This is a genomic window from Pseudoalteromonas phenolica, assembly GCF_001444405.1.
Lineage (GTDB): Bacteria > Pseudomonadota > Gammaproteobacteria > Enterobacterales > Alteromonadaceae > Pseudoalteromonas > Pseudoalteromonas phenolica.
The window spans coordinates 3,122,460-3,144,150 of the sequence record NZ_CP013187.1; the positions used below are offsets into that span (position 1 = coordinate 3,122,460).

Annotated in this window: 20 protein-coding genes; 14 read left to right on the top strand and 6 right to left on the bottom strand. The window is 41.2% G+C overall.

What is annotated here, in order from left to right; translation table 11 throughout:
* Positions 1-19: 19 nt before the first annotated feature.
* Positions 20-607 carry an alpha-ketoglutarate-dependent dioxygenase AlkB family protein gene (locus PP2015_RS13955; RefSeq protein WP_058030892.1) on the bottom strand — a complete coding sequence of 196 codons (588 nt, stop codon included), beginning with the start codon at positions 605-607 and terminating at the stop codon, positions 20-22.
* 40 nt (positions 608-647) lie between these two features.
* Between PP2015_RS13955 and PP2015_RS13960 the strand changes: the two genes are divergently transcribed.
* From PP2015_RS13960 to PP2015_RS13975, 4 genes are read left to right on the top strand one after another with little or no spacing between them, the layout of a single operon-like run.
* Entirely contained in the window at positions 648-1,796 is a 1,149-nt protein-coding gene (locus PP2015_RS13960; protein WP_058030893.1) for a methyltransferase, read from the top strand.
* Between the two features lie 2 nt (positions 1,797-1,798).
* Positions 1,799-2,350 (top strand): YajG family lipoprotein, encoded by a 552-nt coding sequence (locus tag PP2015_RS13965; RefSeq protein ID WP_058030894.1) that lies wholly within the window; start codon positions 1,799-1,801, stop codon positions 2,348-2,350.
* A gap of 2 nt (positions 2,351-2,352) precedes the next feature.
* Positions 2,353-2,982, top strand: a complete 630-nt coding sequence (locus tag PP2015_RS13970) for a peptidylprolyl isomerase (RefSeq protein ID WP_058030895.1) — start codon at positions 2,353-2,355, stop codon at positions 2,980-2,982.
* A 14-nt stretch (positions 2,983-2,996) separates the two neighbouring features.
* Positions 2,997-4,394, top strand: coding sequence for an AmpG family muropeptide MFS transporter (locus PP2015_RS13975; protein ID WP_058030896.1), 1,398 nt, complete (start codon positions 2,997-2,999; stop codon positions 4,392-4,394).
* A 25-nt stretch (positions 4,395-4,419) separates the two neighbouring features.
* Here the strand turns inward: PP2015_RS13975 and PP2015_RS13980 are convergent, their stop codons facing one another.
* Both PP2015_RS13980 and erpA read right to left on the bottom strand, forming a co-directional pair.
* Positions 4,420-4,665: a helix-turn-helix domain-containing protein gene (locus PP2015_RS13980; protein ID WP_058030897.1), complete on the bottom strand. Its 246-nt coding sequence runs from the start codon at positions 4,663-4,665 to the stop codon at positions 4,420-4,422.
* A 528-nt stretch (positions 4,666-5,193) separates the two neighbouring features.
* Positions 5,194-5,532: an iron-sulfur cluster insertion protein ErpA gene (gene erpA, locus PP2015_RS13985; protein WP_058030898.1), complete on the bottom strand. Its 339-nt coding sequence runs from the start codon at positions 5,530-5,532 to the stop codon at positions 5,194-5,196.
* A gap of 183 nt (positions 5,533-5,715) precedes the next feature.
* On the opposite strand from erpA, the gene PP2015_RS13990 reads away from it, so the two are divergent.
* The 5 genes from PP2015_RS13990 (at position 5,716) to PP2015_RS14010 (ending at position 12,431) form a co-directional block, all read left to right on the top strand.
* Entirely contained in the window at positions 5,716-7,392 is a 1,677-nt protein-coding gene (locus tag PP2015_RS13990; RefSeq protein WP_058030899.1) for a chloride channel protein, read from the top strand.
* Positions 7,393-7,404: 12 nt separating this feature from the next.
* The gene (locus PP2015_RS13995; RefSeq protein WP_058030900.1) at positions 7,405-7,839 is read left to right on the top strand and encodes a CopD family protein; all 435 of its coding nucleotides are present in this window, start codon (positions 7,405-7,407) and stop codon (positions 7,837-7,839) included.
* A 306-nt stretch (positions 7,840-8,145) separates the two neighbouring features.
* Positions 8,146-9,162: an aspartate carbamoyltransferase gene (locus PP2015_RS14000; protein WP_058030901.1), complete on the top strand. Its 1,017-nt coding sequence runs from the start codon at positions 8,146-8,148 to the stop codon at positions 9,160-9,162.
* Positions 9,163-9,177: 15 nt separating this feature from the next.
* The gene (hemL, locus tag PP2015_RS14005) at positions 9,178-10,458 is read left to right on the top strand and encodes a glutamate-1-semialdehyde 2,1-aminomutase (protein WP_058030902.1); all 1,281 of its coding nucleotides are present in this window, start codon (positions 9,178-9,180) and stop codon (positions 10,456-10,458) included.
* 131 nt (positions 10,459-10,589) lie between these two features.
* Positions 10,590-12,431: a methyl-accepting chemotaxis protein gene (locus PP2015_RS14010; protein WP_058030903.1), complete on the top strand. Its 1,842-nt coding sequence runs from the start codon at positions 10,590-10,592 to the stop codon at positions 12,429-12,431.
* Between the two features lie 38 nt (positions 12,432-12,469).
* On the opposite strand, the gene mrcB is transcribed toward PP2015_RS14010, so the two are convergent.
* The 3 genes from mrcB to PP2015_RS14025 all read right to left on the bottom strand — a co-directional run bounded on the left by mrcB (position 12,470) and on the right by PP2015_RS14025 (position 16,633).
* Positions 12,470-14,827 carry a penicillin-binding protein 1B gene (gene mrcB / locus PP2015_RS14015; RefSeq protein WP_058031653.1) on the bottom strand — a complete coding sequence of 786 codons (2,358 nt, stop codon included), beginning with the start codon at positions 14,825-14,827 and terminating at the stop codon, positions 12,470-12,472.
* 226 nt (positions 14,828-15,053) lie between these two features.
* Positions 15,054-16,283, bottom strand: coding sequence for an ammonium transporter (locus tag PP2015_RS14020; RefSeq protein WP_058030904.1), 1,230 nt, complete (start codon positions 16,281-16,283; stop codon positions 15,054-15,056).
* Between the two features lie 11 nt (positions 16,284-16,294).
* Positions 16,295-16,633 (bottom strand): P-II family nitrogen regulator, encoded by a 339-nt coding sequence (locus tag PP2015_RS14025; protein ID WP_058030905.1) that lies wholly within the window; start codon positions 16,631-16,633, stop codon positions 16,295-16,297.
* Positions 16,634-16,911: 278 nt separating this feature from the next.
* Between PP2015_RS14025 and PP2015_RS14030 the strand changes: the two genes are divergently transcribed.
* From PP2015_RS14030 to serA, 5 genes are all read left to right on the top strand, one after another.
* Entirely contained in the window at positions 16,912-18,417 is a 1,506-nt protein-coding gene (locus PP2015_RS14030; RefSeq protein ID WP_058030906.1) for a S10 family peptidase, read from the top strand.
* A 117-nt stretch (positions 18,418-18,534) separates the two neighbouring features.
* Positions 18,535-19,074 (top strand): hypothetical protein, encoded by a 540-nt coding sequence (locus tag PP2015_RS14035; protein WP_058030907.1) that lies wholly within the window; start codon positions 18,535-18,537, stop codon positions 19,072-19,074.
* A gap of 1 nt (position 19,075) precedes the next feature.
* Complete coding sequence (locus tag PP2015_RS14040) at positions 19,076-19,681, top strand: 5-formyltetrahydrofolate cyclo-ligase (RefSeq protein WP_058030908.1); 606 nt, start codon at positions 19,076-19,078, stop codon at positions 19,679-19,681.
* A 92-nt stretch (positions 19,682-19,773) separates the two neighbouring features.
* Complete coding sequence (gene rpiA, locus PP2015_RS14045) at positions 19,774-20,430, top strand: ribose-5-phosphate isomerase RpiA (protein ID WP_058030909.1); 657 nt, start codon at positions 19,774-19,776, stop codon at positions 20,428-20,430.
* A gap of 9 nt (positions 20,431-20,439) precedes the next feature.
* Complete coding sequence (gene serA / locus PP2015_RS14050) at positions 20,440-21,669, top strand: phosphoglycerate dehydrogenase (protein ID WP_058030910.1); 1,230 nt, start codon at positions 20,440-20,442, stop codon at positions 21,667-21,669.
* The last annotated feature ends 22 nt before the right edge of the window (positions 21,670-21,691 follow it).

The window sequence follows — 21,691 nt, forward strand, 5'->3', positions numbered from 1 at the left end:
CTACTATACCGAGATAGGATTATTTAACAATACTTCTAAATGTCAGGTTGATACGACCACCTTTTACTTTGCTTTGTTTTGGCAATGAGTGCTGGAAAAGTTGCTGACTGTGACCAGACATTACTAAACAACTGCCATGCTCTAGCATTAGCTCCCATTGCTGCCCTGTCGTTTTATGTTTGATCTTAAATTTACGCGCAGCACCTAAAGAAATCGAGATAATTAAGGGATCTACTCCCAGCTCAGCTTCATCATCACTATGCCACCCCATAGTGTCATGACCATCTCGATACCAATTTAATAGCAGGGCATTAAACGACTGATTGTAATGACCTTGCAGTTTATTTCGCATAACCGCCAACGGCTGAGTCCAACTTTGATTATCTAGTGTATGATTTGAATAGGCATAATGTACCCCTTCATCTGCCACAAAACTTTGCAAACGAGGAATAGGATGAAATTTACCGAAAACCTGAATACTGGGCTGTTGCCAGTTTAACTCTCCAGTGAGATGTTCATACAAGTCGAGCCCTTTTTGAAATGAGATCAAATTTGGAAAATAAGCAAACCCCGCTGGCAACTCAGGTTTAGTGAGTTTTGATGTCATGTTATTATTCACCTCATAAAATGACTACTTATAAAAAACTATGACGACTGAAGCTGTATTGGGCGGTCACACGCTTACTTTACATCGATTTCCACTAGATCAGAAAAATAGAAGCCTGCAAGCGTGGGATTCTGCCGATGAGTATTTGATCGAGCATATTCAAAACGAACACACCAACGCGCAACATATTTTGGTGTTAAACGATAGCTTTGGCGCCTTAAGCTGTGCATTACATGCTTTAGATACGCAAACTTCTCGCAAAGTGACCAGTTTTAATGACTCTTATGTCAGTCAGCAAGCATGCCTATATAATCTTAAAGAAAACGAGTTAGAAAGTCGTCAAACTGTATTACTTGATAGTCTTTCAGATTTACCTAGCGACGTTGATCTTATTCTTATCAAAATCCCAAAAAATGCTGGCTTTTTACAGTACCAACTAAGCTTACTCAGTCAGTTTGAACATGATGTGCCGGTGATCGCTGCGGGTAAAGCGAAAGAAATACACACCTCTACATTAAAAAGCTTCAGCCATTTTATTGCTGAGCCTTCGACCAGTTTAGCAGTTAAGAAATCACGTCTTATTTTTAGTCAAACAAAACACAAAAAGCAGACTTGTAAGTTTCCGGTGAGCTGGCCTTTAGAAAAAACTGAATTCACTGTCTTAAACCACGCTAATGTATTTTCTCGTGACTCCCTTGATATTGGCGCGCGTTTTTTTAGCAATTATTTACCTCAGGGTAAGAAACCGTTAAGGATTATTGATTTAGGCTGTGGAAATGGTGTTATCGGCTTACAAACATTGGCAAAAATGCCAAATGCTAAAATCACTTTTGTTGATGAGTCGGCCATGGCTGTGGCTAGTGCCAAAGCAAATATCGAGAACAACTTACCTGAGCGCTTGCAAAATTGTGAGTTTGTTCAAGATGATTGTTTAACTGATTTTGCACCTAACAGTGCAGACTTGGTTTTGTGTAACCCGCCATTTCACCAAGCACAAGCAATCACGGATCATATTGCGTGGCAGATGTTCGTACAGGCGAAACAAACCCTCAGATCCGGCGGCGAATTAAGAATTATTGGCAACCGTCATTTAGATTATCAAGAAAAATTGCTCCGCTTGTTCGGAAACTGTAAAGTCATTGGTAATAATAAGAAATTTACTGTGCTAAGCACCACAAAGAGAGGCTAAAAATGAAAAAAATTGCACTTGTATTGTGTGGCATGTTGCTGGCAGGTTGTGCCAGCCAACCAAAATCTGTGATCTTAAACCCAGTCTATAAGGCAGGCAAAGTCGCCGACTTTAATGTACCAGTAACCTTAGCGGTCGAAGACCATAGGATCAGTAAATTCACAATCAAGGTGGTCGATCAAGAGCCTGCAGAATACCTACCAGATGCCGAGCTAAGCAAACGGGTAAAAATGGCGTTTGAGCAAGCCCTTAAAACCAATGGTGCGCAGCTCTCTTCAATGGGTAGTAACACATTAACACTGCACATTGATTCATTTCATTCAAAAGTAACAGAGTCTTACACGCAACATGAAAGTAATGCCGTTGCTAAAATCAAAGTAATAGCAACGCAAGGTAAGCGCACATTCGAGAAAACTTATTCTGGTCAGGCTCAAATGACAGGTCCATTAAAGCACGAACAAGCTAAAGTAGAGGGCCAACTTAACGAGTTGAGTGAGCAAGTGATTACCCGTATTGTCTCAGACCCTGCTTTAATTAACTTCTTCAAAGGATAATCATGAAAAAGTTACTGATCACCCTATTCATTATCTGTATAAGTAGTCATGCCTTTGCTAGTAATAAAGAAGGCCGATTTGTTCAAAAAAACAACCTGTTCCCACGCGTGAAAATAATCACCAGTGAAGGGGACATTATTGTCGAACTAGACAGATCACGCTCACCGCTTACTGTGAATAATTTCCTGACTTATGTGGTCAATGGTGATTACAAAAACTCTGTCTTCCATCGTATTGAAAAAGATCAATACTCAGAGATTGATGAGTTCTTTGTGATCCAAGGTGGTGGTTATGACAAAGACTATGATGGCTTATTCCAACGTAAACCGATTTTCAATGAAAGCGGGAATGGTTTAAAGAATGACATGTATACCATTGCCATGGCGTATCAAGATAATGAGCCGCACACCGCCACTCGTCAGTTTTTCTTCAACATGAAAGACAACGACCATTTAAACCCGGGCAGAGGCTGGGGGTTCGCTGTGTTTGGTAATGTTATGGAAGGCTATGAAACACTGGATAAAATCACGCAAGTAGAAACTGGGTTTAATGAAAAAATCGGTTACGATTTTGTGCCTAAAAAGCCTGTGATGATCTATCAAGTTGAGATCCTAAAAGCTGAAGCACTTTAATTGACGGGATAGTCATGCAAATCAACTCTAGCCTAAGTGAATACTTAGGCTACTACAAAGACAAACGCCTTCTCACCATCTTTTTGTTTGGCTTAAGCAGTGGGTTTCCATGGGTACTCATTGGCTCAGTGATGTCTGCTTGGCTGAAAGATGAAGGCTTAAGCCGCAGTATGATTGGTTTATTCGGCGTGGTATTCAGCGCCTATACCATCAACTTTCTCTGGTCTCCTTTACTCGACCGTTTAAAACTCCCTCTGCTGGGCAATCTATTAGGTCAGCGACGTAGCTGGATTTTACTTGGCCAGATGGTTACTTTCTCCGCAACACTGAGTCTTGGCTTTATTACTCTCAAAGATCAGCTGTTTTTAGCTGCCTTATTATGTTTTTTAATTGCGCTTGCCAGCGCAACACACGATATTGCCATCGATGCTTTTCGTATTGACTCGCTTGATACAACTGAGAGTGAAAAGGCCACTGCGGCCGCGGCAATGGCAACCTCAGGTTGGTGGTCAGGATATGCGCTTTTAGGTGCTTTGCCCTTCTTTTTAGCTGACTTACCCAGTTTTGATTGGTCACAAATTTATTTTGTACTCGCTGGCATTGTTTTATTATTGATGCTGGTGACCTTGTTTGCAAAAGAGCCAAACTCACATCGTGAGCTCACTCATGCTCAACTAGAAAAAGAATATCAAAATAAATTATTTGCGAGCGGTAATTCCATATGGCAGCGCCTATTCGCTTGGTTAGCGGTAACATTAGTTGAACCCTTTAAAAGTTTCTTTACTAAAAATGGCGTAAAAACCGCTTTTGCCTTACTCGCTTTTATTTTCTTATTTAAAGTAGGTGAAGCATTTTTAGCACGAATGTCGATTGTGTTTTACAAAGAAATTGGTTTTACCAACACCCAAATTGGTCAGTATTCGAAACTTGGTACCGGTCTCATTACCATCGTATTTGCTTTTTTAGGCAGTATTTTCAACCACAAATACGGCATAGTTAAAGGCTTATTTGTCAGCGGTATCGCCATGGCAGCTTCTAATTTAATGTTTTCTTGGATTGCCATAGCTGGTCCAAAAGAGCATTTATATGCACTTGCTATTGTTGTTGATGGTTTCACACAAGCTTGGTCTTTGGTTGCCATGGTGGCATTCATTTCAATGCTGTGCGATCGCGCCTTTAGTGCAACACATTATGCATTACTAGCTTCTTTAAGTAGCTTAAGCCGTACTTTATTATCAGCTTATAGTGGTGTAGTAATTGATGACTGGTTGAATGGAAACTGGGCGTTGTTTTTTGCAATAACAGCAATGATGGTACTTCCTTCTTTACTGTTTCTTTACATGATTAGACATAAACTCTATGCCATAGAAAAGCAGTTTCATAAAAACTCAACTGCAGCTAAAGGTGCGTAACAGTACGCACCTTTAGTTATAAAACTTATGCTTCTTCTTTGTTAAGTAAGCTTAAGCCTTCATACGGGTCCACTTCTAGTGCTTCACAGTAACGAAGGAACTCAATCACATCTAAACGACGCTCTTGGTTTTCAATTTTGCCAATAAATGAATGTGGTGTTCCTAAAACTTGCGCAAGGCTTCGCATTGTATGACCTTTTTCATGACGCTTGCTTTTAAGCCACTTTGTTAACTTACCGTTTTCTTCAGAAGAAACCGTTTTACCCATCATAATGTTACATCTCCTACTCGATGATTTTATTGTTTCTTTAAGTTGAAATATGCCCGTCTCAACTTAACATATACTGTATATCACAGGGGGACGTAGTAAATCCAGAGTTTGTACCCATGTCCCAAAATAGGTATAGACTATATTTTGCGTCTACACTAATAAAAATAATAAATTTAATGATAAATATTAGAGCATTAACTTTACACTTAATACAAATTAATTAACTTTTTATTCTAAAAAAATGAATAAAAAATTTTCTTAGAAGATTATTGACTAAAGCTAAATTAAATATGTTGCTAAAAGGATAACCATGATTAGAGTACTTTTTTTATTACCACTTGTACTATGCATACTTTGGTATTGGTTTTTAAAAAGCCAAGGAGTGCCTATTAAGCAGGGAAAGAAAGGGTTTATTTATATACTCTCGTTCAGCGTATTTGTGCTGAGTTTTTTTGTGTTAATGATTTGGGTCACGCAAAGCGCATAAAAAAAGCCACGCTACTGCGTGGCTTTGTAATTTTAAAAGTATTAAACACTAAAGCTTGCGCCACAACCACATGTTGTCGTCGCATTAGGGTTATTCACAAAAAAGCGCGCGCCCTCTAGCCCTTCAGTGTAATCAACAATGCCATCAACCAAGTATTGAATACTCATTGGGTCAACAACCATAGATACGCCATTTTTCTCAATTTCCAAATCACCTGGATTAACTTTCTCATCGAATGTGAAACCATATTGGAAACCAGAGCACCCACCACCTGTCACGTACACACGTAGTTTTAAATCTGGGTTTTCTTCTTCCGCAACAAGCTCTTTTACACGCTTTGCTGCAGCGTCGCTAAATTGAATTGGTAACTGATCAGACATGCTCTCGACCCTTAATTCTGATAATGGCGCGATTATCTAATACCCGAGTATTTTAATCAAGTAATCCGTTTGTAGAATACCAGCCCAAAACCGATCAGAAAACCTATCTTCTTTGCGCGAAAACAAGACGAAAACCAATTTATTTGATACACTTAGGGGTCTGTTTTTTGTGGGAATAAAGCCATGTCTCTGGACGCCCTCCGGCGCCAATTAGCCAAACCAAAAACCTCTGTTCAGCTATGCTTATTGGGTGTGGCTGCTGGTTTAATCGCTGCAATTCTGATTATCTTATTCAGACTGACGATTTATGGTGTACAAAGCTTATTTCTAGACTCCCATGATGATTTCACACAGTTACCTGAGCACTTAAGAGTTAGCCTACCTGTTGTAGCCGCTTTTTTAATTGCTCTATTCGCTGCGATGACAGGCTTTAAACATTACCGTCTTGGTATACCTTTCGTTATTCACCGAATTAAACATCATTATGGGCAAATGCCAATCTGGAATACTGCTAACCAATTTTTTGGTGGTGCATTGGCCCTTATTAGCGGTTTTTCGGTTGGTCGAGAAGGTCCCTCGGTACATATGGGGGCGACGGGTGCAAGTGTGTTATCTGAGCGACTACACTTACCTTGGAATGCTGCAAGAACACTTTCAGGGTGCGGTGTTGCTGCGGGTATTGCCGCATCATTTAACACCCCACTCGCTGCGGTTATCTTTGTAATGGAAGTCGTGCTGCGTGAGTATAAAGTACATATATTCGTGCCAATCATGCTTGCCGCTGTCACAGGCGCGTTAGCCACACAATTTGTATTTGGCCACGATACTGAGCTTGCCCTTATCAGTGTCACCCCTTTAAGCTTTTGGCATTATCCGTATTTGGTAATTTGTGGTGTTATTTTGGGTGCAATTGCCTTTGCATTTAACCAAAACCTAATGATGATAATTCGTACATTTAAACCTTTAAGCATGTTCCCACGCTTGATGCTAGCTGGGTTAATTGCCGGCTTGATCGGTAACCTAGTGCCACAGGCTATGGGTTCAGGTATGAGTGCCATCACGCTGGCTGTCACATCGCCAGAAAATATTCAATTACTCACGACTATTTTAATAGCCAAGTTATTGGCAACTTTATTTGCTATCGGTTTGGGGATTCCTGGCGGGTTAATCGGCCCAGTCATTGGTTTAGGTGTTGTTATGGGCACCTTAATGTCTTACTTCGGTCAATTTATTAGCCCTGATCAACATATTGCAGGTACCTACAGCGTACTAGGTATGGCGGGTTTACTGGCAGCAACTTTACACGCCCCTTTAGCTGCACTTACAGCCGTAATGGAGTTAACCGCCAGTCCACAAATTATTGTCCCTGCTATGTTAGTGATTTCAACTGCGTACGTGACGGCATTACAAGTATTCGGAAATCGTTCTATTTTTTTACAGCAACTTGATTTCCAGGGCTTGGCTTACCAAGTATCGCCTGCCAGTGAAGTACTACAGAAAGTAGGTATTGTGGAAGAGATGAATGAGCAGTTCAAACTACTTTACTCAGACGATAAAGAACAAATCAAAGAATCATTATCTGTAGTGAACAGTCACACTCCTCTTATCGTATTTGATGAACAAAATGGTTATCGGCTGGCAGAATACGATTTAAGTTTAATGTCAGATGACTCAATGAATATTTCTTATATTCCGATGCATGGCCTGAGCAGCCAAGCAACTATGTCTGATGCTTTTGATTTGTTAAACGATAAACGAAGTGGCGCCGTATATGTGTTTAACCAAAAAGATGAACACCACGTTATGGGAGTGGTCCGTTGGGATCAAATCCGTCAAATTCTAACAATAAGAACCAGTTAAGCTGGAGGCCAAATGACAGCATTACTCGTATATAAAGCACTTCATATATTTTTTATGGTGGCATGGTTTGCCGGCATTTTTTACCTGCCCCGCTTATTCGTGTATCACTCCATTAACCAGGAGCCACCTTGTAGTGCCATGCTAAAAGTGATGGAACGCAGATTACTGTTTTTTGTGACGCCTTTTGCCGTGCTAACTTTAGTTTTTGGTTTGTTAATGATTTTCGAGTACGGCCGAGAATGGTTCAAATATAACCTATGGCTACATTACAAGTTTGTCTTGGTTATTATCCTGTATATCTACCATGGCTACTGCTTTAAGCTGCTTGCTGATTTCAAACATGATAGAAACACACGTAGTGACCGCTTCTATCGGATCTTTAATGAATTTCCAGTGTTATTGCTTTTAGCGATAATCATGCTCGCAATACTCAAACCTAGCTTTTAATTAAACTGAACTTTGGTTAAGAGATTTACTAGCGTATTGATATTGAAATGATAAGTCATTTTTCAAGTCTGCAGCCGGAGACTTTTAGCGATAACCAGGCGAATTTACGCGTCAATAGCTGGTCTATTGCAAGTAAATTCAACGCAGTTAACGTTGAAAGTAGCCGCTGGAGATAGATTTATTATCCAGAGCTCAGGTTAATTATGCTATTATGCTGCGCCAAGTCAGCCAGTCTTGGCCTGCTAAATATATTGGTTGAAAGCCTCGCTTTTAATCGCTCGTCATTTTCTGATTAGGGATCGCCTCATGTTAAGTTTCCAAGGTGAAAATATTCTCTCTGTAAATCAATTAAACAGAGATGCCATTGAACAGATCTTTGCTGTAGCAAAGAAAATGGAACCATATGCTAAAAAGCAAAAACGTACTAATGTGCTTGAAGGTGCTGTTCTAGCTAACCTATTTTTTGAACCAAGTACACGTACGCGTGTCAGCTTTGGTACTGCGTTCAATTTATTAGGTGGCTTGGTTCGTGAAACGACGGGCATGCAAAGCTCAGCTCTTGCAAAAGGTGAATCTTTATACGATACCGCGCGCGTTATTTCAGCTTATGCGGATGCAGTTGCTATGCGTCACCCAGATGCAGGCTCTGTTGCTGAGTTTGCTACAGGTTCTGATGTGCCAGTTATCAACGGTGGTGACGGTCCAAATGAGCACCCTACTCAGGCATTACTTGACCTTTTAACCATAGATAAAGAACTACACCGTTTTGAGCGTGGCATCGATGGCATGCACATAGCACTAGTAGGCGACTTAAAATACGGCCGTACCGTACATTCTTTATCAAAACTGTTGTGCCACTACAAAGATGTTAAATTCACTATGGTTGCACCTGATGGCTTACAAATGCCTGACTATATTCTTGATACTGTATCGAACGCGGGTCACCAAATCGAACTGGTTTCGAAAATGGAAGGTAACCTAGCCGCTGATATCGTTTATCAAACCCGCATTCAAGAAGAGCGTTTCCCATCGCAAGAAGAAGCCAATAAGTACCGTGGCGGCTTTAGAATTAGCCAGTCAATTTATAATGCACACTGCAAGCCAACCTCTGTGCTTATGCATCCACTACCTCGCGATAGCCGCAGTGATGCAAATGAGCTAGACAATGATTTAAACAATAACGACAACTTAGCAATCTTCCGCCAAGTACAAAATGGCGTATTGATCCGCATGGCGTTATTCGCGTTAACTTTAGGCGTTGAAAACCAAGTACAGAACTACGAAGTAGATGTGCCTTGGTTCAGCCGTAAACGTAACAGTTAAAATAGGACTATATACATGACAATTAGCCAAGATTTATTTTCTCGTGCTCAAGAATCAATTCCTGGTGGCGTTAACTCACCAGTGCGTGCATTCAATGGTGTAGGTGGCACACCACTTTTCATTACCAATGCTGAAGGTCCTTATACTTACGACGCTGATGATAAAAAATACATTGATTATGTGGGCTCTTGGGGTCCTATGATCTTAGGTCACAACCACCCAGAAATTAAGCAAGCCGTTTTAGAAGCGGTTGAGCGTGGTCTTAGTTACGGTGCACCAACTGAAACTGAAATCTTGATGGCTGAGAAAGTCAAAGAGCTCGTGCCATCAATCGAAAAAGTACGCATGGTAAGCTCTGGTACTGAAGCGACAATGAGTGCGATCCGTCTTGCTCGTGGTTTCACAGGCCGTGACAAAATTCTAAAGTTTGAAGGCTGTTACCACGGTCACGCTGATTCACTATTAGTTAAAGCAGGTTCTGGAGCCTTAACTATGGGTGTGCCTAACTCTCCGGGTATTCCTGCTGATTTCGCTAAGCACACATTAACGGTAGCGTTCAACGACATTGAGCAAGTTAAAGCTATCTTCAATGAGTACAAAGACGAAATCGCTTGTATTATCGTCGAGCCTGTTGCGGGCAATATGAACTGTATTCCGCCAGTTGAAGGATTCCTTGAGGGACTTCGCTCTGTCTGTGATGAGCACAAATCAGTGCTTATTTTTGACGAAGTCATGACGGGCTTCCGTGTTGCACTAGGTGGCGCACAGGCTTATTACAACATTCAGCCTGATCTAACCTGTTTAGGTAAAGTAATCGGCGGCGGTATGCCAGTAGGTGCTTTCGGCGGTAAAAAAGAAATCATGGATTTCATCGCACCAGTAGGTCCTGTATATCAAGCTGGTACGCTATCAGGTAACCCAATCGCGATGGCCGCTGGTTTAAAAGCACTTGAGCTATTAAGTCAAGGTAACTTACACCAAGAGCTTGAGGCAAAAAGTAAAGCACTGTGCGAAGGTTTCCAACAAGCTGCTAATGAAGCTGGAATTCCACTGACTACTAACTATGTGGGTGGCATGTTTGGTTTCTTCTTCACAACCGCTGAGTCTGTAAATAGCTACCAGCAAGCAACTGAATGTGACCTAGAGCGCTTTAAAAAGTTTTTCCATTTAATGCTTGAAGAAGGTGTTTATCTTGCCCCTTCTGCTTTTGAAGCTGGCTTTGTAAGCTCAATGCACACAGACGCTGATATTGCAGACACGATTGCCGCAGCTGCAAAAGTATTTAAAAAGTTATAAGAAGTTTTGTAGCAATAAATTAAAAGCCCACATTTGTGGGCTTTTTTGTTTTTTAAAGAAAAAAAATAATTTTGAACTAAAATTAAAACTTGCTCGGTCTATCTAATACACACAATTAATAAGTGACGCTCATGCAAGGATCAAAAACGCTTTTTTCACCCGCTATTTCTCTAATGGCCAACTTGAAATATAAAAGCAAAATCAGTCTAATTTTTGGTATTTTACTTGTTCCACTCAGTGTCAGCTTATTCTTCTTAAGCTCTATTCTTAGCCAAAATATTGCGCTCACACAACAGCAGCAAAGTGGTTTAGCGCTTTACCCCAAACTTTTACAAAATATTATGTCTGAAAATAAGCAGGCAAATAGTCAATTAGCCAGAGGAAATGGTTTTGTTATCACAGATAGCGCACAACAACATGCCCTCGAACAGGTTTCTATTCAATCAAAACTCGCCATTGATGGCGATATTGCACGCTCTTATATAAACCGCTCTTTGGTTGAATCTGTTCCGAGCTTGATTGAACAAATAAATCTCACTTCTGAGCAAGCATCATTGGTGATCCAAACGGGTTCATTTACCCCAGACACGTTTATTGCACTCTCTAACTACAATAAATCACTGCCCAGTTACGCTGAGCGTTTAGAAGGTAAACTGGCAGTAGCAATTGCCGATAATCAAATTGTAAAATCAGCGCTATCACAGCAACTAGATAAGGTCACACGATCCGTACATGCTTTTAAAAACAGTATTCAAAACAATCTGCTTGACCCTGATGAATTACAATTATCACAAAGCCAATTCAATAGTTTAAAAAGTGATACGCTTGAACAAGTGAGTATGCTCATCAATACGGCAACCCCACTTTTAAAAACATTACTAAACGAACGCTTATCGTCTCAACAAATTATCAGAAACAGTGTTGTACTTGCTGCGATTGTGTCATTGCTGCTAGCCAGCTACCTTATGTTCGGTTTTTACTTTGCAGTGGTAGACAATATTCGCGCGTTTGAGCACAACGCAAGTAAAGCAGCACAAGGTGATTTGAGCGCCAAAGCAACGGCGATTGGTAATGACGAAATGAGCATTATTGCCTTCCAGTATAACCAAGTACTTGATGCTATGGTTAATCTGCTTGGCGATGTGAAAAGTACCAGTGGTAACCTACAAAATGCCACCAGCAAGCTCAACGAAATCAGCCAAAGTACACGTGAAGATGTCAGTCAGCAGCAGCAAAATATCGGTACTATTGTAGAAGCGTTAGAAGAAATGAATCATGCCGCCACTTCTGTTGAGCATTCAGCCCAAGAGGCAACACAGTTAGCAAGCACAGCGGCAAGTCATGTAAAGCAAGGCAGTGAAAACACGACAGAACTTGCTCAGCATATGACAATGTTGCAACAAGAGTTTGAAGAAAGTCGACAAGCACTTGATAAGCTGGCACAAGATAGCCAAGATATTAGTAAGGTCAGTGTCGCAATCAGTGAAATAGCCGAACAAACCAATTTACTCGCGCTTAATGCTGCTATTGAGGCAGCTCGTGCTGGAGAGCAAGGGCGTGGCTTTGCCGTTGTTGCCGATGAGGTCAGGACTCTTGCTAAACGAACTCAGCAGCAAACTGAAGAAATTCATACCATCATTAATGCACTTCAACAAGCTTCAAATACAACACAAGACAAAATGCGTCGAAGTGTTGAGCAAATGGAGCAAGGCGTGCTTGCAGCAGAAAAAACCAATCAGGTGTTACAAGAAGCCCAAACCAGCATGGTCGACATAGATAATCAGGGGCAGCATATTAGTGTGTTAGTCCAGCAACAATCTCAAGCCACTCAACAAGCTTTGAGCGATGCGACCACCATTAACAATGTTGCTCAACACACTCTTGAATCTGCAATCGCCACTCAAGATGATGCCCATGCGCTTGCAGCCATGAGCACTCAGCTTGAAGGTGCGGTTAAGAAATTCCAGTTTTAATGATGCTGTTTAGCCCTTTTATAATAGGTAACGCCAATTTATGAACACGTTGGCGTTGGGTTAAACAGCTCTCGCCTAATAGGCAACTGTATAACCTTACCGCAACTAGGTGCAGCTTGGCGGCCTGTTTTTGGGTTCACAAACGCCCAGCGCACGCCATCTGGTCTCTGATCAGCTATAGCCTGTGGATTAAGCGGCTTCAGATAGCGAATGTATAGCTCAAGCGCACCACTAGACCCAGTCAAACCTGTTGGCTTATTGTCATCTCGTCCTAGCCAAGTCACTGTCACTGTATTGTGATCGAATCCTGCAAACCAGCTATCTCTTAAATCATTACTTGTGCCTGTTTTACCCGCAAGCTGAATAGACGGGAAGTGAAGGTTAATGCGTTTTGCTGTGCCATCTTTAGTAACTCTTTTTAAGCCGTAATTGGTCATATAAATTGATTCTTCAGCAAAACGCTGTTCTGAACGCGTTCGATGTTCATACAATACTCGCCCAACCGAATTGGTCATAGCTGCAATACTAGTAAGGGGCTGATAGCGGCCTTGCCTGGCAATGGTGCTATACATCTGTGCCACATCGAATGAAGAAAGCTCCAGAGCGCCAAGAAGTAACGAAGGGTATTGTTCAACCTGCTGCTGAATACCTAATTCACTCAGTGTTTCAGCGACTTTATGTACGCCAATATCTAAACCTAGGTTGACCGCTGGTATATTAATACTTTTACTAAACGCTTCATAAAGCGGCATTTCGCCTCTAAATTTATGATCGAAGTTTTCAGGTGTCCATACATCGCCTGAACTATCTTTGACCTCTAGCGGCCCATCTTCTAATAATGTGCCAAGGTTGTGAGTATTTTGCTCAAAGGCCGAAAGATATATTGCAGGCTTAACCAGCGACCCCACTTGTCGCTTGGTATCGAGTGCGCGATTTAAACCGCTAAAGCGCATATCTCGGCCAGCAACCAAAGCAGACACCCCCGCTTTCTCAAGGTTGACTGAGAGCATCGCGGTTTCAAGTTTTTCAGTTTTATATTTGCGCTCTAAATAAGGTAAACCTTTGCGGATAGACTCTTCCATTGCGGCTTGTTTTTGTAAATCGAAATACGTAAATATCCTCACACCAGCATTGATGACTTGCTGATCAGGTAATAATTCTTTTAGCTCTCGATTTACCAACTCTAGGTAACCTGGATAATTTTGTTGCCGGTCACGGCTTAATGGCTCAACTTTAATTGGCCTTTCTAGCGACTGACGATACTCATTGGTACTTAAATAACCATTTTCGGCCAGTAGTCTGAGTACCAGATCACGACGTTCTTGAGCACGTTCTGGATAACGCCTCGGGTTGTAATAAGAAGGCCCTTTGACCATAGCCACTAATAAAGCAATTTGATCAAACTCAAGCTCATCAACAGGCTTTGCAAAGTAAAACTCTGCTGCCAGTCCCATACCATGCACACCTTGATTATATGCCTGCCCTAAGTAAACCTCGTTTAAATAAGCTTCTAAGATGGCATCTTTGCTGTATCTGAAGTCTAAAATCATCGCGATTAAGGCTTCATTGATCTTACGCGTAAGAGTACGTTCTCGGGTTAGGTAGAAGTTTTTAGCTAACTGCTGAGTCAATGTGCTGCCGCCTTGTACCGTTCTTCCTGCTTTGATGTTGGTATAAAGCGCTCTAAGAATAGACATGACAGATACACCATGATGTTCATAGAAGTTTCTATCTTCCACAACCAATAGCGCATCTTTTAAAATAGTGGGAAATTTATCGAGTGGAACAAACTCTCTGTCTTGCTTTGAGTCATTGCCGATACGCGCAATCTGTACAGGCTCTAATCGAGCTTTAGGCACACGTCGACCTGACTCATTGACTATGCTGGCTAATTTTTTACCTGCAAAATTCAGAGTAAATACTTTGCCTTGTTCAACACCATCATAAAACTCAAAAGCGCGTCGATAAATACGTATAGTTCGCCCTTCAACCACATACTGACCTGTGCGACTAAGTTGATTTACTTCTGAATAATTTAAGCGTTTTAATTCCCAAAGTACTTCTTTTTCTGACAAATACTGATCAGGGCGGAAATCCATAGTCCGGGCATAGACCTGCACTGGCAACTGCCATTTATTCCCTTCAAATTGCTTCGTGACTTTAGCATCGAGATAAAGTACGTAGAAGGCTAAGACTGCAAGAACGGCGATGCTACCTTTCCAAAACAAACGCCAAAGACCTAGTAAGGTTCTTTGTTTAAATTGGGCTAATTTGCTTTTAGACTGTTTTGTAGTTTTTTTGGTATTTTTTGTATTTTTCGATTTAGGCGCAGCGCTTTTTTTCGGTGTTGCTTTCTTTGTAGACGATTTTGGGTTGGGAGTCTTTTTTTCGGCCATGCCTTTATTCACGAATGGTTAATGCCAATTTAATCACCATAGATTACCTTAGATTAACAAGACCTGAAAGCCTAACTCATTGCTAAGTTAGGCTTGATTCTTTTTAGTTTTTCAAAATGCACACAGTGGGTAACTCTCATCACATGAACACCACTCAGTAAATCTTGTCTCGATACTTCTGATATTTGTTCTTCACTCACTGTGTGCAAATTGAAAACTTTCACAACTATTGACCGCGAACAGTTACGAACTCAGGATAAGCATCAACACCACAATCATGTTGGTCCATACCTGATAACTCTTCTTCTTCACCAACTCGAATACCCATTGTTGATTTTAAAATGGCCCAAACAATGTAAGAAGCGATGAATACAAAAGCAAAGATACTTACTAAACCAATTAACTGAGTTACAAAGTTCGCATCACCATTTGATAGTGGTACTAACATGATACCTAATGCGCCACATGTACCGTGTACAGAAATCGCACCTACAGGATCATCAATTTTAGCCTTATCAAGGAACACGATACTGAATACCACCAAAGAACCCCCTAATGCGCCAAGTAAAACTGCCAGTGTCGGTGATGGTGAAGCGGGTTCTGCAGTAATTACGACTAAACCAGCTAATGCACCATTTAAAATCATAGTTAAGTCAGCTTTACCCCAAAGCACTTTACATACTAACAGTGCAGCAATTGCACCAGCTGCCGCCGCAGCATTGGTATTCACAAGAATTTGACTCACAGCAACCGCATTTGCTTTATCTGCAATGAATAGTTGTGAACCACCGTTAAAACCAAACCAGCCCATCCACAAGATAAATGTACCTAAAGTTGCAAGTGGCATATTTGAACCTGGGATTGGGTAAACTTCACCATTTTTACCGTATTTCCCTCTACGCGCACCAAGCAATAACACGCCAGCTAATGCAGCTGCTGCACCCGCACCATGTACAATCGCTGAACCTGCGAAGTCAACAAAACCCATTTCAGATAAGAAGCCACCGCCCCAAGTCCAAAAACCTTCAATTGGATAAATTAATCCGGTTAAAACAACGGTGAATGCCAAGAAAGCCCATAGCTTCATTCGTTCAGCAACAGCACCCGATACAATTGACATTGCCGTTGCTACAAATACAACTTGGAAGAAAAAGTCAGCTTCTAATGCATGAGTTGCATCATCTGCAGCACTACCTATCAAAGCGCCAAAGTTCGGCACTATGCCACCCGCCGTATTATCTACATACATAATGTTGTAACCCACCAGCAAGAACATGGTACAAGCAATGGCATACAGCGCGATATTTTTTGTGAGAATTTCAGTGGTATTTTTTGAGCGTACCAAGCCTGCTTCTAACATAGCAAAGCCCGCAGCCATCCACATTACTAAGACGCCAGAAATTAAAAAATAAAATGTGTTTAATGAGAACTTGAGTTCTATAATACTGTTTTCCATTATTCTTACTCCTAAATCGCTTCTTCGTCGAATTCACCAGTACGAATACGCACTACTTGGTCTAGGTCATACACAAAAATCTTACCGTCACCGATTTTGCCGGTTCTAGCCACTTCACTTAACTTATTAACAATTCGCTCTGCGTTTTCACTCTGTGTTGCGATTTCGACTTTGATTTTAGGAATGAAATCCACTTGGTACTCAGCCCCTCGATATAGTTCAGTATGACCGCGTTGACGCCCAAATCCCTTTACGTCAACGACTGTCATGCCTTCTACACCGAGTTCTGATAATGCTTCTCGGACCTCATCAAGCTTAAATGGCTTAATGATAGCGCTGATCATTTTCATATTGCCCCCTTCGACATTGTGATGCGTTATATTGACAATGAATAATCAAGCTCTATACCAAAATTAAAAAGCAATTAAATACATTAAGTTACAAAAAATAACCGAATATAAACTAAATAGAATGCACCAAAAAAGTGCGTAATTATTCACATTGAACTGAGCTGGTGCATAAATTTCGACCATTTATACACCCGTCTCAATTTGCCCTTATTTGGACTCATAAACTTTGCATATTCAGTGGGAGGAGAACATTATTTAAATTCGGAGGACATAAACTAATGAAATTAAAAACCATCATCATCAGTGCAGCATTGCTGATTAGTCATGCGGTCAATGCCAGTGAACATAGCCGCCAAATCGACATAGACAATCAAGTTGTTACTAAGCATAAAACTAAAATTCTGGGTGAAAGAATTAACTACACTGCGACCACTGGCACTCAACCAGTATGGGATGAAGAAGGTCATCCGATCGCCACTTTGCATTACACCTATTACAAAAAAACGGATGTTAAAGATATAAGTAAACGTCCACTGCTTATTTCATTCAATGGTGGCCCCGGCTCAGCATCAGTATGGATGCATATTGCCTATACAGGCCCTAAAACATTAAATATCGATACCGAGGGCTATCCAGTTCAGCCGTACGGTGTACAAACTAACCCTTACTCAGTTTTAGACGTAGCCGACATTGTTTTCGTAAATCCTGTGAATACTGGCTATTCGCGTGTTTTACCAAACAAAGATGGAAAAATGCCTAGCAAGGCGGAGCAGAAAAAGCGTTTCTTTGGTGTCAATGCTGATATCAAATATCTAGCAGAATGGCTAAACACTTTTGTAAATCGAAACAACCGCTTTTTATCGCCTAAATTTTTAATTGGTGAAAGCTATGGTACAACCCGTGTCTCAGGTCTTGCTCACGAACTACAAAACAGCCAATGGATGTACTTAAATGGCGTAGTACTTGTATCGCCTACTGATATTGGCATTAAACGCCAAGGCCCTGTAAAAGCAGCTAATCGCTTACCTTACTATGCGGCAGCAGCTTGGTACCACAAAGCTTTAGCGCCAGAGCTACAAAATAAAGACTTGTTAGACGTATTAGAAGAAGTTGAAACTTACACCATTAACCAATATCTACCGGCATTGGCAAAAGGTGCATTTATCAGCGATGCTGAAAAACAACAAACAATTAAACAAGTTGCTAAGTTCAGTGGTTTATCAGAAACCTTTGTTGCACAAAACAATTTAGACATTCCAACCAGCGCTTTTTGGAAGGAGCTGCTAAGAGGTAGAGGTCAAACACTTGGCCGCTTAGACTCTCGTTATTTAGGTATTGATAAACGCGATGCTGGCAGTCGCCCTGATTATTGGCCTGAGCTAACCTCATGGCTGCACTCTTTCACGCCAGCCATTAATTACTATCTACGTGAAGAGTTAAATTACAAAACCGACATTAAATACAATATGTTTGGCTCGGTTCATCCATGGGATCGAACAAACAACAACACTGGTGAGCAACTACGTTTAGCCATGGCGCAAAACCCTTACCTTAATGTGTTAGTGCAAGCGGGATACTATGACGGTGCAACCAATTATTTCGATGCAAAATATACGATGTGGCAACTCGACCCAAGTGCAAAAATGCGTGACCGTTTAAGCTTTAAAGGTTATCGCTCAGGCCATATGATGTATTTACGTCGTGCTGATTTAGAGCAATCGAATCAAGACTTACGTGAATTTATTCAAAACGCCCTACCGAATGGCAAGTCAGCTAAGTACTAAAAACTTATTCCATGGCCTTATATCTTGCTTATAAGGCCATGATAAAGCTCCTCCTTCATTCGCATGTCTTTAAAATTTGGGTATACTCAAAGCATTAGCGAATTTAAGGATGTTTCCATGACTGACAAATACCGTGTTGTATTTGCCGGCTTCGATAGCAGCGTGAGTGAATCTGCCGCCATCGAGCAGCTCAGCTTAAAACTTAAAACAACGCCGCAAAAAATCACAGCGTTCACGCAAGGCAAATCTTTATTTGCCCCCAGCGAAAAAGCCAAATGCCTTAAACAAGTAAAGTTATTGGCCAGTTTCGGTTTGCATGCCAAGCTGCAATCTACTGAAAGCAGTGCAAATAGCACAAGCTCAATTCAAAATTCTAAAGATGAACGTATCCTCGAAGCCCTTGATTACATTACATCAAGTCTTATTCGAATCGAAGAACGTCTAGAAGAATTAGAGCAGCGTTTGCCTTCACAAGAAATAGTAAAAGAGAATAAAGTCGAAGATGATTGGCAAGATGACGACCTATTTGATGAACTTGAGCTTGATCCACCACCCAAGCGCAGTAAAAAAGTACAATATGGTCTCGGTGTTGTACTCATCATTCTGTTGATCATATTAGCCATCGCACTTGCTTTTCCTGAACTAGTCGCTTTGTAACATGAGTAAAATTCACGAACAGAAAATATCGCGTACTGAAATTAGAAAAAAAGTGCGCGAAGCCAGAAGAAACCTAACTCCATCATTTCAAAATCAAGCTGAAGAAAACTTAACTATTAATTTTTCTCAACACATAAAACTCTCTAAAAAGGCCAAAATAGGGCTTTATCTTAGCAATGATGGAGAACTCAACACAAACAAGCTAATTCAGACACTTAGAGTTAAAAAACATCAAGTTTACCTACCTATAATTCACCCTTTTAACGGCGCCTCATTACTATTTCAGCAATATGAAGAAAACTCACCCATGGTGGCGAATCGCTATGCTATCTTGGAACCTAAGCTGAATTGCAGCCAAATTTGCCCGCTTCCAGAATTAGATATTTTGCTAATGCCCTTAGTTGCATTTGATGAGCAAGGTAATCGACTTGGAATGGGCGGCGGCTACTACGATAGAACATTGGCCAAGCACTATGCTGAACAACGTGAAAAGCCTAAGTTAATTGGTCTTGCCCACGATTGTCAGAAAGTAGAAAGCTTACCAATAGAAGCATGGGATGTACCTTTAGAGCAGATTTTAACACCGACGAAGTTTTACCAGTGGTAAAACTTCAAAGTTGAACGCTTAAAACACGTCACTTTGCCTACGATTTCGGTATACTTGCGTTGACAACTTTTGACAACAACCTTGGAACTGAAATGACTCAAGACGAAATGAAAAAAGCAGCGGCGTGGGCTGCACTAGAGTTTGTAGAAGAAGGCACTATTGTAGGTGTTGGCACAGGCTCTACGGTAAACCATTTTATTGATGCGTTAGGCAGCATTAAAGATGACATTAAAGGCGCAGTATCTAGCTCAGAAGCTTCTACTGATAAGTTAAAAGCACTAGGCATTGAAGTTTACGAGTTAAACGATGTGGCTAAGTTAGACGTGTATGTTGACGGCGCTGATGAGATCAATGCACAAAATGACATGATCAAAGGTGGTGGCGCAGCATTAACCCGTGAAAAAATCGTAGCGGCAGTAGCTGATAAATTTATTTGTATTGTTGATAACACCAAACACGTAGAAACTTTGGGTACATTCCCACTACCAGTTGAAGTGATCCCTATGGCACGCAGTTATGTGGCAAGAGAACTGCTTAAACTAGGTGGCGATCCGGTTTACCGTCAGGGCGTGATCACTGACAACGGTAACGTGATCTTGGATGTTCACGGTTTAGAGATCAACGATGCAAAGCAGCTTGAGCAACAAATTAACCAAATCGTCGGCGTAGTTACCAACGGCTTATTTGCAGAGCGCGGCGCTGACATCGTTATCACAGGGACACCAGAAGGTCCTAAAATTGTAAAATAGGAATGAGTCATGAGTAAGGTTTCTTTAGCAAAAGAAAAGATCAAAATACTGTTGTTAGAGGGCGTACACCAAAGCGCAGTTGAAACCCTAAAGCGCAATGGGTATAGCAACATTGATTATGTTAAGACTTCCTTACCTGAAGATGAACTCATCGAACGTATTTCAGACGTTCACTTTGTGGGTATTCGCTCGCGTACTCACTTAAACCAACGCGTTATTGATGCAGCAGAAAAACTGGTTGCAGTAGGCTGCTTCTGTATTGGTACTAACCAAGTTGACCTGCAGGCGACTAAAGAGCGTGGTATAGCAGTATTTAACGCGCCATTCTCAAATACACGCTCGGTAGCAGAGCTCGTACTAGGCGAAATTCTTTTGTTACTTCGTGGTATTCCGCAACGTAACGCCATGGCTCACCGTGGTGAGTGGTTCAAATCAGCAATTGGCTCTTATGAAGCCCGTGGTAAAACTTTAGGTATTATTGGTTACGGTCATATCGGCACTCAGCTTGGTATTATGGCTGAAAACATCGGTATGAAAGTTGAATTTTACGACATTGAAGACAAACTGACGCTAGGTAATGCACAACAAATTCAAAACCTGACGCAACTTTTACAGCGCGCCGATGTAGTAAGCTTGCACGTTCCTGAAACACCATCGACTAAGAACCTTATCGGCATGGCTGAGCTTGAAGTGATGAAGCAAGGTGCGATTTTAATTAATGCTTCTCGCGGTACGGTAGTCGATATCGATGCTCTATCTGAGTCTCTAAGAGATAAAAAGCTAGCTGGTGCTGCAATCGACGTATTCCCGGTAGAACCAAAATCTAACGACGAAGAGTTTGTTTCTCCACTGCGCGAATTTGATAACGTGATCTTAACCCCACACGTAGGTGGTTCGACACAAGAAGCACAAGAAAACATTGGTATTGAAGTCGCTGGTAAACTGGCTAAATACTCAGATAATGGCTCTACACTAAGCGCGGTAAACTTCCCTGAAGTATCGTTACCTGAGCTTGCGAATCGTAGCCGCTTATTACACGTTCACGTCAACCGCCCAGGTGTGCTTACACAAATTAACCAAGCATTTGCTCAGCACGGCATCAACATTGCAGCTCAGTACCTACAAACCGACGACAAAATTGGTTATGTTGTTATTGATGTTGATACCGACCATTCTGAAGTAGCGCTGAAAGAGTTGAGCGCAGTTGAAGGTACTATCAGAGCACGTATTCTTCACTAATCGCAAATAGCACCGAAAAGTA

Bases quoted from the DNA above. Each gene is read 5' to 3' on its own strand.
- PP2015_RS14035 (WP_058030907.1), top strand. From the start codon at position 18,535: ATGACTGACAAATACCGTGTTGTATTTGCCGGCTTCGATAGCAGCGTG.
- PP2015_RS14025 (WP_058030905.1), bottom strand. From the start codon at position 16,633: ATGAAAATGATCAGCGCTATCATTAAGCCATTTAAGCTTGATGAGGTC.
- PP2015_RS13955 (WP_058030892.1), bottom strand. From the start codon at position 607: ATGACATCAAAACTCACTAAACCTGAGTTGCCAGCGGGGTTTGCTTAT.
- serA (WP_058030910.1), top strand. From the start codon at position 20,440: ATGAGTAAGGTTTCTTTAGCAAAAGAAAAGATCAAAATACTGTTGTTA.
- PP2015_RS14040 (WP_058030908.1), top strand. From the start codon at position 19,076: ATGAGTAAAATTCACGAACAGAAAATATCGCGTACTGAAATTAGAAAA.
- erpA (WP_058030898.1), bottom strand. From the start codon at position 5,532: ATGTCTGATCAGTTACCAATTCAATTTAGCGACGCTGCAGCAAAGCGT.
- PP2015_RS13990 (WP_058030899.1), top strand. From the start codon at position 5,716: ATGTCTCTGGACGCCCTCCGGCGCCAATTAGCCAAACCAAAAACCTCT.
- PP2015_RS14020 (WP_058030904.1), bottom strand. From the start codon at position 16,283: ATGGAAAACAGTATTATAGAACTCAAGTTCTCATTAAACACATTTTAT.
- PP2015_RS13970 (WP_058030895.1), top strand. From the start codon at position 2,353: ATGAAAAAGTTACTGATCACCCTATTCATTATCTGTATAAGTAGTCAT.
- PP2015_RS14000 (WP_058030901.1), top strand. From the start codon at position 8,146: ATGTTAAGTTTCCAAGGTGAAAATATTCTCTCTGTAAATCAATTAAAC.
- PP2015_RS13960 (WP_058030893.1), top strand. From the start codon at position 648: ATGACGACTGAAGCTGTATTGGGCGGTCACACGCTTACTTTACATCGA.
- rpiA (WP_058030909.1), top strand. From the start codon at position 19,774: ATGACTCAAGACGAAATGAAAAAAGCAGCGGCGTGGGCTGCACTAGAG.
- PP2015_RS14010 (WP_058030903.1), top strand. From the start codon at position 10,590: ATGCAAGGATCAAAAACGCTTTTTTCACCCGCTATTTCTCTAATGGCC.
- PP2015_RS13965 (WP_058030894.1), top strand. From the start codon at position 1,799: ATGAAAAAAATTGCACTTGTATTGTGTGGCATGTTGCTGGCAGGTTGT.
- PP2015_RS13980 (WP_058030897.1), bottom strand. From the start codon at position 4,665: ATGATGGGTAAAACGGTTTCTTCTGAAGAAAACGGTAAGTTAACAAAG.
- PP2015_RS13975 (WP_058030896.1), top strand. From the start codon at position 2,997: ATGCAAATCAACTCTAGCCTAAGTGAATACTTAGGCTACTACAAAGAC.
- PP2015_RS14030 (WP_058030906.1), top strand. From the start codon at position 16,912: ATGAAATTAAAAACCATCATCATCAGTGCAGCATTGCTGATTAGTCAT.
- hemL (WP_058030902.1), top strand. From the start codon at position 9,178: ATGACAATTAGCCAAGATTTATTTTCTCGTGCTCAAGAATCAATTCCT.
- mrcB (WP_058031653.1), bottom strand. From the start codon at position 14,827: ATGGCCGAAAAAAAGACTCCCAACCCAAAATCGTCTACAAAGAAAGCA.
- PP2015_RS13995 (WP_058030900.1), top strand. From the start codon at position 7,405: ATGACAGCATTACTCGTATATAAAGCACTTCATATATTTTTTATGGTG.